This window comes from Hydrogenovibrio kuenenii DSM 12350 (genome assembly GCF_000526715.1).
Classification (GTDB): Bacteria; Pseudomonadota; Gammaproteobacteria; order Thiomicrospirales; family Thiomicrospiraceae; genus Hydrogenovibrio; species Hydrogenovibrio kuenenii.
Window position 1 is genome coordinate 1,844,022 of sequence record NZ_JAGP01000001.1, and the last position, 12,712, is coordinate 1,856,733.

The following is a 12,712-nucleotide window of genomic DNA, read 5'->3' on the forward strand; positions in this document are numbered from 1 at the left end:
TCTCAAGCCTAAGCGTGAAATTATAGCCGATTATCTTTACTTATAGGCTGCTAAAATTTAAGGAATTTCATGTTTAATACCAAAGAATTAAGCAGCGCCTCTTTTCCATTGAGAAGGACGAACACCCAACATCATTAAAGCCGCAAAATAGATAATCACCGCGCCACCGACAAGCATGAACAACCAACCAATCCTATGCCATGCATCAAAAGCCAGCCAAACTGAATCCGCTGGCATCATTTCTTGTAAAAACAGAATCAAAAGACCATTTGCCAATAAAATTTGCCCCCAAAGCTTGGGCCAACCAGCTTCATGAACCAGCACACCAGACTTCTTCAAATTCCAATACAATAGTCCTGCATTAACAAAAGCGGCGATAGAGGTTGCTGCAGCCAATCCTACGTGCGCAAAAGGACCAATTAAAATTAAGTTTAAAACGGTGTTCACTACCAAAGCAATCACTGCGATTTTGACTGGTATTTTCATTTCCTTCCTAGCATAAAACGCAGGTGCTAGAATCTTCACCAAAATAAAGCCAAGTAATCCAAAACCATAGGCAATTAAACTTTTCCCTGCCATCAACACATCATGATCACTGAATGCACCGTAATTAAATAAACTAACCAACAAAGGCTTGGCTAAAATCACCAATCCCAGTGTCGCAGGTATACCCAGAATAAATACGAGTCTTAAAGCGCTATCCAAATCTTGCCTAAATCCTTCCCAATCTTTATTCGCGGCTTTTTTTGACAATCCTGGCAAAACAACCGTTGCCAAAGCTACACCAAACACACCCAATGGAAATTCCATTAAACGATCTGAGTAATACAACCAAGAGACCGATCCCGTGACCAAAAAAGATGCCAATACGGTATCAATTAATAGATTAATTTGAGCGACAGAAACACCAAACAAAGCTGGTAGAATCAAGCGTTTTACTTCATGCACACCTGGGTCATCATAGCGCCGAGGCTTCGGCAGCAATCCCAGTTTCATCAAAAAAGGCACATGAAACAATAATTGCACAACCCCCGCAACCAACACCCCCCAGGCCAAAGCCATGATTGGAACCGACAGCAAAGGTGAAATCCATACGGCAAAGGTAATCAGCACCAGATTCAAAAATACAGGGGTGAATGCAGGCACTGCAAACTGGTTATAGGTATTCAAAATTGCCGAGGACAAAGCTACGAAAGAAATCAATAACAAATAGGGAAAGGTAATCGATAACATATCTGATGCAAGCTTGAACTTTTCGGGGTAATCGATAAACCCAGGCGCAAACACCATCATCCACAAACTTGAACCAAACACGCCGAATGCAGTTACAACCAGCAAAATGCTCCCAAGTCTAAAACTGATTGCATTAACCAGGTGCCGAACTGCTTCTATGCCTTTTTTCTCTTTTGCTTCAGCCAAGACAGGAACAAAAGCTTGTGAAAAAGCGCCTTCCGCAAACAAACGACGGAAAAAATTAGGTATTTTAAAGGCGACAAAAAAAGCATCCGCACCAGTTGACGCACCAAAATAACGTGCTATCACCATATCACGGACAAAACCGAGTACACGAGAGATCATGGTCATACTTCCGACTGTAGCCGTAGCTTTAATCAATCTTTTCACTTCGATCCTTTTTAGCGAAAACCCCATACATTGGGAAGGGATACACTTATTGCCATATACAACACTTTACAGAATCATATCAATAGTTGCGTAACTTACAACCTTAAACCCTCTAAATAGATATCAAATGACTTGAAAGGTATTTTTCAGACATAAAAAAACCGGGATATACCCGGTTTCTTTTCAACTTGCCAATTAAAGCAAATTACGCCATTGCTTTAACACGAGCGTTCAAACGGCTCTTGCTACGTGACGCTTTGTTTTTCTCAATAATGCCCTTACGAGCCATACCATCTAGACTTGATTGAGCAACACGGAAAGCAGCAGTAGCTGCTTCTTTGTCACCAGCTTCAATAGCATGAAGAACTTTTTTTACAGTTGTACGCATTGCAGCACGCATACCTGCATTATGCTGGCGATGCGCTTCGGCTTGACGTGCTCTTTTTCTAGCTTGTACTGAGTTTGCCATTTTAGTTTTGTCTCCAAAAATTCTGTTATTTCAATTATTTAAAGCCGATACGCATCGACTAGTACTCATTCCGAAAGGGCTAAATCTTTCCGAAAGCACTATAAATGTTTGAAAGGATTGCGAAATTATCCACATCTGACCCCAAACTGTCAAACTTATTTTCAATCAAAGCACTATTTATAATGCAAATAGCGGTCATGCAAGCAAATCTCAAAAAAACATCAGACTTTGTCTGCTTAGATCACTATATTCTTCTACAGAAATACGCTATAAGCTTGTCATATAACGCACCGAAATCGATCAATCAATACCAAAAACAAACATAAATAACGCTAATAGAATAAGTCACCATCAATAAATCATCACAATATCTTAATAAAACTATAAATAATAATTATGGTTCTTATTTTGCTTGCTTAATGTAAACGTAAGCTGTATTTAAGCACGTGCAATTATAAACTATTAACGGGTAGGTACCGACCTATGAGCGAACAACCTGTCGATATACTATGGGTTTTATTTAGTGCCGTTTTGGTCGCAATCATGCAACCTGGTTTTACAGCGCTTGAAGCAGGTGCCACCCGAGCAAAAAATTCCATTTCAACCGCCATCAAGAACTTCAGCGACTTCTTAATTGCTTTTACAGTGTTCACCATAACCGGCGCTAGCATTATGCTTGGTACCAGCCATGACGGCTGGTTTGGCTGGAGCCCGATTTTCTTTTATGAAAACAGCCTACCAAACACAACTCTAATGTTATTCCATGCCATGTTTGCTTCAACCGCCGTCACCATTATCTCAGGCGCCATTGCAGAAAGAACCAAATATGCTTCTTACCTTTTTATCGCGCTAATAGTCTCTTTATTTATCTACCCTCTCCAAGCGCATTGGGCATGGAACTCTGACGGTTGGCTAGCACAATTTGGTTTTATAGATTTTGCGGGCTCCACCGTTGTGCATTCAGTCGGAGGCTGGGCTGCTCTAGCAGCAATCTTAATTATTGGTCCTCGTATCGGCCGTTTTGAAAATGGCGTACATAACTTTGATCAATCCAATTTGGCTTTCAGCGCATTGGGGGTGTTTCTTATCTGGCTAGGCTGGATAGGTTTTAACGGAGGCAGCGTCTTAGCACTTAACAAAGAAACAGGATCTGTGATTACAAACACGCTAATCGCTGGATCAACAGGAGGACTTGCAGGACTTCTTATCAGCCGAATTTTAACGAAATACTATCAAGTAAACGATATCATGAATGGTGTCTTGGCAGGCCTTGTATCCATTACCGCATCCGCTCATTTAGCAACCATTTCATCATCAATGGCGATTGGTTTTGCAGGAACAATCGCCTATATGATCGGCAAATATGTACTGGTTAAGTTTCGAATAGACGATGCTATTGAAGCGGTTCCCGTACATTTATTTGCAGGTATAACAGGAACACTTGCCGTTGCGTTTCTTGTGCCACCTGAACATTTTCTTGAACAATTAAAAGATCAAGTCACAGGAATTGTCACTATTGGCATACTATCCTTCGGCATTACCTACATTTCGCTAAAAACCTTTAACCACTTCTATAAATTACGCGTATCCGAAACCGATGAAATACTGGGATTAAATATCAGCGAACACCAAGCATCAACCTCTATGTATGACTTAGCTACTGCTATGAACATTCAAGCTAAAGGGCAAGATTTTTCTAAAAAAATCCTTGTAGAACCTCAATCGGATGCATATCTAATTGCCACTTACTACAACCATGTTACGCAAGCATTCAATCAATTAAGCGCTGATAAAGAAGCTTTGCTAGAAGAAACATACAAGATGGCACATTACGACCTACTAACAGGTCTTGCCAAAAGAAATGTCTTATCCGATAGCCTCAGCAAAGCTGTTCAAAAACTTGAACGCCAACCACAAACTCATGCTGTGCTTTTCATTGATCTGGACGGCTTCAAAAACATTAATGACCAATTTGGACATGATGCAGGAGATATTGTTATTAAAGCTTCTGCCGACCGTATTCTTAAAACAATTAGAAAAACCGATTTGGCTGCCCGATTTGGTGGCGATGAATTCGTTGTACTACTAGAAAACATCCAAAATGATAGCTTTGCTGCGCAAGTCACTGAAAAAGTGATTGAAAACTTAAAACAACCCATCGAGTTAACCAATGGAGAAATTGGCTACATAAGCGCTTCAGTAGGCTTAAAAATTTTTGATGATAAGTTGAAAACAAGTGTTGATAGCATATTAAAAGATGCCGACAACGCCATGTATGAGGCTAAGAGACGAGGTAAAGGACAATGGGTGGTCGCGTAAGAAAAAAGCTTACCCTACGAAAAGAAAGCGTATTTGCTCTACTCTCGGTGGTATGGATGGTTTTGCAATACAGACCAAGCTCGGTAAATTTGCTCAGCCACCACAACCCTGACCAAAGGATGAGGCAGCGTCAATTTCGACAGGCTCCACTTCCATCTTGCGGCAGCAACCAAGTCAGCATGCAAACCATCAGGACCACCTACAATCAACGCAACATCCTGACCTGAACACAACCAATCATCAAGTTTCTGTGACAACTTCAAAGTTGTTGGCTGCTCGCCATGCTCATCCAAAACCACCAATTGAGCATTTTTGGGTACTGCAGCAAGAATTCGCTTAGCTTCTTCTTCCTTATAACCATCGACATTACCCGTTTTACCACGTACAGCCATAGGTAATTCCACCAGTTTCAAAGAACAGGATTTTGGAAGACGTTTAACGTATTCTTGATAACCTTCTTGAACCCACTTGGGCATTTTTTGCCCAACGACAATAAAATGAATAATCATACTAATCGTTACTTAACGACAAACTTGTTCGGAGACACTTTATTAAGCTTTAACAGAAGCTGGTGCTTCTTGAGCTGAAGGCGCTTGCCAAAGTTTTTCCAACTGGTAATGAGCACGTGCTGATTCAGTCATAACATGCACCACCGCGTTACCAATATCCACCAATACCCAATCAGGCTCTGGCCCTGCTTCAACACCCATCGGCGGCTCACCAGCATCTTTAAACGCCTGTGCAACAGCTTGACCAGTAGAACGTACATGCGCTGTAGAGGTTCCCGTAGCCACTACCATAAGGTCGGTAAAAGTACATAATTCAGTTACATCCAGAACCTGTATATCTCTGGCTTTACTGTCTTCTAAAGTTTTAACGATTAGATTTTCAACGGCTTTAATTTCCATCTTTTCGTATGGTTCCTCTTAATTTTGAGTTTATCGATAAAGTTTGTGTTCTTTAATATAGCGCGCAACACTTTCAGGCATCAGATAATCCACAGGATCACCGTGCGTCAAATAAGAGCGAAGTGCGGTGGCACTTAGATCTAATTGAGTGATAGGCAAATCCACAATCTGCCCAGCTTCCTGTGTTAAATTCGGCACCCATCTATGATGAAATATTCTGCCTATTTCACCTTCTGAAGGTACAGGTTCACCAGGTCGATGCGTAACCACAAGATTAGCCAGTTTCAAAATTCTCTGCCAATCTCGCCAAGTATCAAACTTAGCAAAGGCATCTGTTCCCATCATCAGCACTAGCATGGCATCTGACTCTTGTTGTTTCAGTTTTTCAAGAGTCTGAACCATATAAGACGGTCCCCCCATTTCAATTTCGATTCTATCTAATTTGAATTTAGGTTGATTTTTTATCGCCAATTCAATCATTTCGCACCGTTGTTCGGCGGAAACTTGAGGCGTATCTCGATGAACGGGTTGATAGGCAGGAACAAAACGCATCTCATCCAAGTGAAGCGCATTGAGAACTTCTAAAGCCGGGCGTAAATGACCGAAATGAATCGGATCAAAAGTACCACCGTTAATGCCAATTAAACGTTTAAGCTGCAAATAACTGTCTCTCAATAACTTTATTGTTATTATAACAATTATGACTCAGATGCATAACGCTATTCCCGATATTCCAGATGCCTTAGAAACAACGCTTTGGCAGCTACTTTCAGATGGCAAGCGCTATAAAGAATACGATCTACTCAAAACCTTGGTTGAATTTGGCTTCGAACAGTTCACTCCCTCTCTAGAACCCTTAGAGCTATTTCGCTCACACTTTCTACTCTTCCACCTGCTTTATCGACTGCAAGATAAGTGGCAACAGGAACAAAAAGGGATTTTGGCGATTCATAGCTTGGAAATCCGCTTACTCTCAACAAAGCAAACAAGTACAACAGATATAGCCAGCCTGGCAGATTTTGGCGAAACGCCAGCTGAAGTCAAAGCCTACTACCTAGACTATTCAACCTTTCTCGAAACCCAAGAACAGGAAGTTATCGAATTGTTAGACAGCTTTTGGAATAGCTTTGGTGAACGACCTGCTCAACACACAATAAACATCAGCAAAGAAGAATCCATAACCATTCTACAAATTAATGGTCATTTGAGTGCTGAACAAATCAATCGACAATTCCGTAAACTTTCGCAGGTTCATCATCCAGACAAAGGCGGTGATGCTGACACTTTTAGAAAACTATGTGAAGCACGTGATCGTTTAAAAATGGAAGTTTAGACATGACCCCAGCCTGGTAGATTTTAATCAAAATCTACCAGGCTGGGTAAAAGCAGAATTAAGCGCTATTGACGGATATGCCCATCACCTAGCACGATATATTTTTGAGATGTCAGCCCTTCCAGACCGACAGGTCCTCGCGCATGGAATTTATCGGTACTGATACCGATTTCCGCCCCCAGACCATACTCGAATCCATCAGCAAAACGCGTTGAAGCATTTATCATCACTGAACTGGAATCTACCTGCGCCAAGAAGCGACGAGAAGTAGTGATACTTTCGGTAATAATCGATTCCGTATGGCCCGAACTGTACTGAGCGATATGTTCCATAGCACCATTAACATCCGCAACCACCTTGATGGACAAGATTGGCGCTAGATACTCAGTTGCCCAATCTTCATCGGTCGCCGCTTTCATATCAACAATCGCACGGGTTTTTTCGCAACCGCGCAACTCTACCCCTTTTTCTTGATAGGCTCTGGCTAGAACAGGCAAAATTTCCTGTGCGCGGCTTTCTGCAATCAATAATGTTTCCATCGCATTACACACGCCATAACGATGCGTTTTGGCATTCAAAGCAACTTTCACCGCCTTGTCGGCATCCGCATCATCGTCGATATAGACATGACAAATACCATCCAAATGCTTAATCACAGGTACGCGTGCGCCTTGGCTGATACGCTCGATCAAGCTTTTACCACCGCGAGGAATAATGACATCGATATACTCAGGCATGGCGATCATCTCACCCACTGCTTCACGATCCGTGGTTTCCACCACTTGTACAGCGGCCTCAGGTAAACCCGCTGTTTTCAGCGCCTGTTGAATACAAGCGGCCAATGCATGATTAGAAAAGTAAGCTTCAGAACCACCTCGTAAAACCGTAGCGTTACCAGATTTCAAACACAAAGCGGCTGCATCAATAGTGACATTGGGGCGTGACTCATAAATAATTCCTACCACACCTAAAGGCACGCGCATTTTGCCAACCTGAATCCCAGAAGGCAGATAATTCATATCTTCAATTTCACCGATTGGATCTTTCAAACCCGCAATCTGACGCAACCCTTCAGCCATCGTCGCAATGGTTTTATCCGTCATCGCCAAACGATCTAACATTGCTTCATCCAGCCCTTTCGCTTTGCCTGCCTCCAAATCTTTTTGATTCTCAGCTTTCAAAGTGTCTGCTTGCGCAACCAATGCTTCTGCAATGCTCAATAATGCATGATTTTTCTGCTCAGTTGTCGCGACAACCAATTCACGAGATGCCTTGCGTGCTTTTTGCCCAAGACTTTGCATCATTTGTTGAATATCATTGCTCATTTAATTTCTCTTCTTCTACACACTTTACTGTGAAATTTTAAATACCAATTCAGACAAGCCAACCCACTCATCACCTTGATTCAGCCCTTTGATTTGAAAATCAATTTGCATTGCCAAACCAAGCAACGATTGCCAATAATTCAAGTCATGGCGTCTTAAGGCTGCATTAAATTCATTTTGTTTTGATGACCAAATTCTCAACTGCTTAAACACTTGTGCCAAGTTGGTCGTTTGCTGCTTTTGGCTGATCGCAATCAGCTGCCGTAACTCTTTGGACAACAGCCACAAAACGATCGGTGCTTCCAAACCTTCTTGCCTTAAACGATGCAAAATTTGCAACGCATATTGTGTTTTGCCCAACAACATTGCCGTGCTCAAGGCAAATAACTGATAGTGCGCTTGATCTGCAACGGATTGCGCAATTTGCTCTACCGTTAACAAACTGCCTTGTGGAAATAACAATCCTAGCTTTTCCAGCTCTTGATCCGCTGCCAGCAAATTCCCTTCCACGCGTTGCGCCAACTCAGCCGCAGCTTCATTATCCAACTGTAATCCAATTTCACCAGCACGCTTCTGACACCATTGAATCAGTGCATTCCCTTCTATGGGCTTGGACTGTACAACTAAGCCCTGAGCTTCTATCGCCTGATACCATTTTGATTTGGTTTGGCGGCTATCCAACTTCTCGCAGGTAATCACAACAACCGTTTCTAGTTCAGCACCAGACACCATCAACGACTGCTGCTGATTCAACCAGTCACGAATGAACTCACCACCGTCTTTTCCCGGCGTGCCTTTAGGCATATCCAGTTCGATAACACGCTTATCTGCAAACAAACTCATTGCCTGAGTATCCATTTGCAAATCCTGCCAATTAAATTGCGTCTCTACATCATAACGATCACGCTGCATAAAACCTTGAGCTTTCAAGCCTTCACGCAAAGCGTCTAATGCCAAGCGAACATACAGCGGTTCTTCACCATAAATCAGCACCAACGGTACCATCTGAAAACCAGATTGTTGTACCTGCCTAATAAACGCTGGTGCCGTAATCATATTTCGTTACTTCACCTTTGGTTGCAAAGGCTGTAATTTTGCATAAGCCCGATTTAATCGATCAATGACTTGCAGCGCAACTTCCGTTACCATCTGTCGTTTAATCGATTGTAACTCTCGATTAGACGCCTGTGCTTGAGCAGCATTTACACTACGGTCACGAAAAGCAACCGCCTGAGCAGTTATCACTTCTTTTTCCGTCGCAACAACTTGTGCATTAAATGGCTGAACCATTTTCAGCAATTCACCTGACACGTTACCATAAGCATCGCGTGCAGTTATAGAGGTTTTCAACTGAGTGGCCTGTAGATTCAAAACCAATTCTGCATTGGCTAAGTTACCAACGACCTTTACCCCCATAGACTGAAACTGCTGAGTCAACACCTGTGCCAAATCATTTCTGACACCAGAGTTTTGTACTATTTTTATTGAGTGATAGGTTGCTGTTGCGGCTTCACCCATGCCTTTCAGGTGAAATCCACAAGCTGACAAAAACAAAGTCACCGTAAAAAGCAGACCAAGCCCTAGTGATCGAACACCCCCAGCCTGGTAGATTTTGAATGCGACTTTGTTCATCTTTTAACCTTTTACAACAATATTGACTAAACGCCCAGGCACCACAATCTCTTTAACGATTTCCTTGCCGTCAATGAATTTTGCGGCCTGTTCGTTTTGTTTTGCCGCCACGATAATCGAATCCTTATCGGCATCTGCCGCCACTTCAATCTTACCGCGAAGCTTACCATTGACCTGAACCATGATCTCAATTTCGTCTTTGACCAATGCGCTTTCATCAACGGATGGCCAAGACTCATTCAATACCATCTCATTATGTCCTAGCATTTCCCAAAGCTGTTGCGAGATATGTGGTGTCATAGGTGACAACATCAATACCAACACTTCTAACGCTTCTTGCATCACCGCTTTGTCTTCATCACTCTCTACTTTAAAGCGAGACAAGTCGTTCATCAGCTCCATGGTTGCGGCAATCGCAGTGTTGAAATGCATTCTGCGACCTATGTCGTCAGACACTTTCTGCAAAGTTTCGTGCAACTTCAAACGCAACGCCTTTTGTACTTTATTCAAACCATCTTGCGAACCACAAGCAGCAACACTGCCAGCTTCAACATGCGCAACTACTTGGCGCCAAACGCGGTTTAGGAATCGATAAGAACCCTCAACCGCAGAGTCCGACCACTCAAGTGTTTGTTCTGGTGGTGAAGCAAACATAATGTAAAGTCTTAGCGTATCCGCACCGTACTGATCAATCAGAGTCTGCGGGTCAATACCGTTATTCTTCGACTTTGACATCTTGATAACGCCGCCGTAATTCACTTCTTCACCTGTTGCTTTTAGCTTGCCGGAAACAATCCCGCCTTTTTCATCAGCAACCGGCTCAACATCCAATGGCGAATACCAAGTTTGCTTACCTGACGCATCTTGCTGATACCAACTGCCAGCTAACACCATGCCTTGCGTCAACAAATTCTTAAATGGCTCGTCAGAAGACAGCAAGCCTTCATCACGCATCAACTTATGGAAGAAACGCGCATACAATAAATGCAAAATCGCGTGCTCTATCCCGCCAATGTACTGATCAACCGGCAGCCAGTGATCCGCAGCAGTCTTGTCCAACATCGCATTATCTGAATGTCTTGAGGCATAGCGTGCGTGATACCAAGACGATTCAAAGAAAGTATCAAAAGTATCGGTTTCACGCTTAGCTGGGCCACCACACTGTGGACATGAACAATTTTTAAAGCTGTCTAACTTCGCCAATGGTGAACCTGCGCCATCCGGTACGACATCTTCTGGCAAACGAACAGGCAAGTCTTTCTCTGGCACAGGTAACGCACCGCACGCAGGACAATAAATAACAGGAATTGGACAGCCCCAATAACGTTGACGAGAAATCCCCCAGTCACGCAAGCGGTAGTTGGTTTGTTTTTCACCCAACTCAAGTTCACTCAAGACTTTCGCCATTTCATTCAAGGCTTGTTTTGAGTTCAGACCGTCAAACTGCGCAGAATTAAACAACACGCCTTTTTCGGTATAGGCGGCTTCAGATACATCAACATCATCCGCATCTTTTGGACGAATAACCGCTTTAATCGGTAACTCATATTTTTTCGCAAACTCGTAATCACGCTGATCATGCGCAGGCACAGACATCACCGCACCCGTTCCATAACCCATCAATACAAAGTTCGCTGCCCACACAGGCACGGTTTCACCGGTAATCGGATGCTTCACGCGAATACCGGTATCGACCCCTTTTTTCTCCATGGTTTCGATATCCGCTTCCGCAGTAGAAACGTGAGAACATTCTTCAATAAAGCGTTCCAAAGGTTCATTGTTAACCGCCGCCTTACGTGACCAAGGATGATCTGCAGCAACCGCAACATAAGTCACCCCCATCAACGTATCTGGACGTGTGGTATAAACCTTCAAATTCTCAGTACCATCTTCTAGACCAGAGTCCATTGGGAATTGGATTTCCAAACCAGTAGACTTACCGATCCAGTTTTTCTGCATGGTTTTAACTTGCTCAGGCCAACCTTCTAACTGATCTAAATCTTTCAGTAGCTCATCGGCATAATCCGTAATTCTTAAGAACCATTGTGCGATTTCTTTGCGCTCAACTGGCGCACCGGAACGCCAGCCTTTGCCATCAATAACTTGCTCATTTGCCAAAACTGTTTGATCGATCGGATCCCAATTCACCACCGACATTTTGCGGTAAACCAAGCCTTTTGACATCAAACGGGTAAACAACCATTGTTCCCAACGATAATACTCAGGATGACAAGTCGCCACTTCACGTGTCCAGTCATAACCCAAACCCAATGCCTTTAACTGGTTGCGCATATAGTCGATGTTTTCGTATGTCCACTTTGCAGGTGCGACATTGTTCTGCATCGCTGCGTTTTCCGCAGGCAAACCGAACGCATCCCACCCCATTGGTTGTAGTACGTTCTTGCCTTGCATGCGCTGATAACGAGCAATCACATCCCCAATGGTATAGTTGCGCACATGCCCCATGTGCAATTTCCCACTTGGATAAGGGAACATCGACAAACAATAAAACTTCTCTTTACTGTCGTCTTCTTTAGCAACAAATACCTGCTGGTCGTCCCAACGTTTTTGAATCTCCGGTTCAATGTTTTGAGGTTGATAATCGTTATAAGTTTCTTCGGTCATTGACTTGGTTCTTTTATGATAAGATGCGTTAAAAATAAGACCAAAATTATAACAGATGGAGACAAAAATGGCCGACAATAAAATGCTTCAAGCCTATAGATACCTTCTTGAAAAATCAAAAGAAGAACTTATCAAGGCAGACTTCAAGACTTGGGAGTTACTTGGCAAAGCCGTCGAAAATATTGAAGAACAAGAATCTGTTCTTGAAGAGCTGACAGATGAAGAGGTTGAACAAGTTCGTAAAGATTTGAAAGCCGACTTAGAACAACTGTCTGAGCACCTTTCTGAATATCAACAAGGCGTTGAAAGCTTTATCGAAATGGAGTTACCGATTTTAGAAAACTATCTAGAAGAAAAGGCTCTTAGCCTGTCAGACCCAACGGACTTAATGCTACTTAGACTCCGCATGAATGCGGCTATGCACCCGGACGAAGCTTAATTCCACCAACCCCAGCCTGGTAGATTTTTAATCGACAAT

At 42.9% G+C, this 12,712-nt stretch carries 12 protein-coding genes; 3 read left to right on the top strand and 9 right to left on the bottom strand.

Annotation, left to right across the window (positions count from 1 at the left end):
* Positions 1–87 precede the first annotated feature (87 nt).
* A complete protein-coding gene (gene murJ / locus N745_RS0108745; RefSeq protein WP_024851743.1) occupies positions 88–1,623 on the bottom strand; it encodes a murein biosynthesis integral membrane protein MurJ in 1,536 nt (511 codons plus the stop codon).
* A 205-nt stretch (positions 1,624–1,828) separates the two neighbouring features.
* On the bottom strand, positions 1,829–2,092 hold the full coding sequence (gene rpsT, locus N745_RS0108750) for a 30S ribosomal protein S20 (protein ID WP_024851744.1): 264 nt from the start codon (positions 2,090–2,092) through the stop codon (positions 1,829–1,831).
* 483 nt (positions 2,093–2,575) lie between these two features.
* On the opposite strand from rpsT, the gene amt reads away from it, so the two are divergent.
* Complete coding sequence (amt, locus tag N745_RS0108755; RefSeq protein ID WP_024851745.1) at positions 2,576–4,411, top strand: ammonium transporter; 1,836 nt, start codon at positions 2,576–2,578, stop codon at positions 4,409–4,411.
* A 38-nt stretch (positions 4,412–4,449) separates the two neighbouring features.
* On the opposite strand, the gene rlmH is transcribed toward amt, so the two are convergent.
* Genes rlmH through nadD form a run of 3 tightly spaced genes read right to left on the bottom strand, consistent with a single transcriptional unit; the run spans position 4,450 to position 5,979 of the window.
* Positions 4,450–4,920: a 23S rRNA (pseudouridine(1915)-N(3))-methyltransferase RlmH gene (gene rlmH / locus N745_RS0108760; protein WP_024851746.1), complete on the bottom strand. Its 471-nt coding sequence runs from the start codon at positions 4,918–4,920 to the stop codon at positions 4,450–4,452.
* A gap of 42 nt (positions 4,921–4,962) precedes the next feature.
* Positions 4,963–5,319 carry a ribosome silencing factor gene (gene rsfS, locus N745_RS0108765; protein WP_024851747.1) on the bottom strand — a complete coding sequence of 119 codons (357 nt, stop codon included), beginning with the start codon at positions 5,317–5,319 and terminating at the stop codon, positions 4,963–4,965.
* Between the two features lie 30 nt (positions 5,320–5,349).
* A complete protein-coding gene (gene nadD, locus N745_RS0108770) occupies positions 5,350–5,979 on the bottom strand; it encodes a nicotinate-nucleotide adenylyltransferase (protein WP_024851748.1) in 630 nt (209 codons plus the stop codon).
* A gap of 40 nt (positions 5,980–6,019) precedes the next feature.
* On the opposite strand from nadD, the gene N745_RS0108775 reads away from it, so the two are divergent.
* Positions 6,020–6,652: a DNA-J related domain-containing protein gene (locus N745_RS0108775; protein ID WP_084657337.1), complete on the top strand. Its 633-nt coding sequence runs from the start codon at positions 6,020–6,022 to the stop codon at positions 6,650–6,652.
* 65 nt (positions 6,653–6,717) lie between these two features.
* Here N745_RS0108775 and N745_RS0108780 read toward each other — a convergent pair whose 3' ends face one another.
* The 4 genes from N745_RS0108780 to leuS are packed head-to-tail and all read right to left on the bottom strand — an operon-like array spanning position 6,718 to position 12,234.
* Positions 6,718–7,977 carry a glutamate-5-semialdehyde dehydrogenase gene (locus tag N745_RS0108780; protein ID WP_024851750.1) on the bottom strand — a complete coding sequence of 420 codons (1,260 nt, stop codon included), beginning with the start codon at positions 7,975–7,977 and terminating at the stop codon, positions 6,718–6,720.
* Between the two features lie 24 nt (positions 7,978–8,001).
* Positions 8,002–9,033: a DNA polymerase III subunit delta gene (holA, locus tag N745_RS0108785; RefSeq protein WP_024851751.1), complete on the bottom strand. Its 1,032-nt coding sequence runs from the start codon at positions 9,031–9,033 to the stop codon at positions 8,002–8,004.
* Positions 9,034–9,039: 6 nt separating this feature from the next.
* Positions 9,040–9,609 carry an LPS-assembly lipoprotein LptE gene (locus N745_RS0108790; RefSeq protein ID WP_024851752.1) on the bottom strand — a complete coding sequence of 190 codons (570 nt, stop codon included), beginning with the start codon at positions 9,607–9,609 and terminating at the stop codon, positions 9,040–9,042.
* Positions 9,610–9,612: 3 nt separating this feature from the next.
* A complete protein-coding gene (leuS, locus tag N745_RS0108795; protein ID WP_024851753.1) occupies positions 9,613–12,234 on the bottom strand; it encodes a leucine--tRNA ligase in 2,622 nt (873 codons plus the stop codon).
* 67 nt (positions 12,235–12,301) lie between these two features.
* Between leuS and N745_RS0108800 the strand changes: the two genes are divergently transcribed.
* Positions 12,302–12,673 (top strand): zinc ribbon-containing protein, encoded by a 372-nt coding sequence (locus tag N745_RS0108800; protein WP_024851754.1) that lies wholly within the window; start codon positions 12,302–12,304, stop codon positions 12,671–12,673.
* Positions 12,674–12,712 lie beyond the last annotated feature (39 nt).

What these genes read in the sequence shown, in the direction of transcription:
- rpsT (WP_024851744.1), bottom strand. Translation starts at nt 2,092, where the DNA reads ATGGCAAACTCAGTACAAGCTAGAAAAAGAGCACGTCAAGCCGAAGCG.
- amt (WP_024851745.1), top strand. Translation starts at nt 2,576, where the DNA reads ATGAGCGAACAACCTGTCGATATACTATGGGTTTTATTTAGTGCCGTT.
- rlmH (WP_024851746.1), bottom strand. Translation starts at nt 4,920, where the DNA reads ATGATTATTCATTTTATTGTCGTTGGGCAAAAAATGCCCAAGTGGGTT.
- rsfS (WP_024851747.1), bottom strand. Translation starts at nt 5,319, where the DNA reads ATGGAAATTAAAGCCGTTGAAAATCTAATCGTTAAAACTTTAGAAGAC.
- N745_RS0108775 (WP_084657337.1), top strand. Translation starts at nt 6,020, where the DNA reads ATGACTCAGATGCATAACGCTATTCCCGATATTCCAGATGCCTTAGAA.
- N745_RS0108780 (WP_024851750.1), bottom strand. Translation starts at nt 7,977, where the DNA reads ATGAGCAATGATATTCAACAAATGATGCAAAGTCTTGGGCAAAAAGCA.
- holA (WP_024851751.1), bottom strand. Translation starts at nt 9,033, where the DNA reads ATGATTACGGCACCAGCGTTTATTAGGCAGGTACAACAATCTGGTTTT.
- N745_RS0108790 (WP_024851752.1), bottom strand. Translation starts at nt 9,609, where the DNA reads ATGAACAAAGTCGCATTCAAAATCTACCAGGCTGGGGGTGTTCGATCA.
- leuS (WP_024851753.1), bottom strand. Translation starts at nt 12,234, where the DNA reads ATGACCGAAGAAACTTATAACGATTATCAACCTCAAAACATTGAACCG.
- N745_RS0108800 (WP_024851754.1), top strand. Translation starts at nt 12,302, where the DNA reads ATGGCCGACAATAAAATGCTTCAAGCCTATAGATACCTTCTTGAAAAA.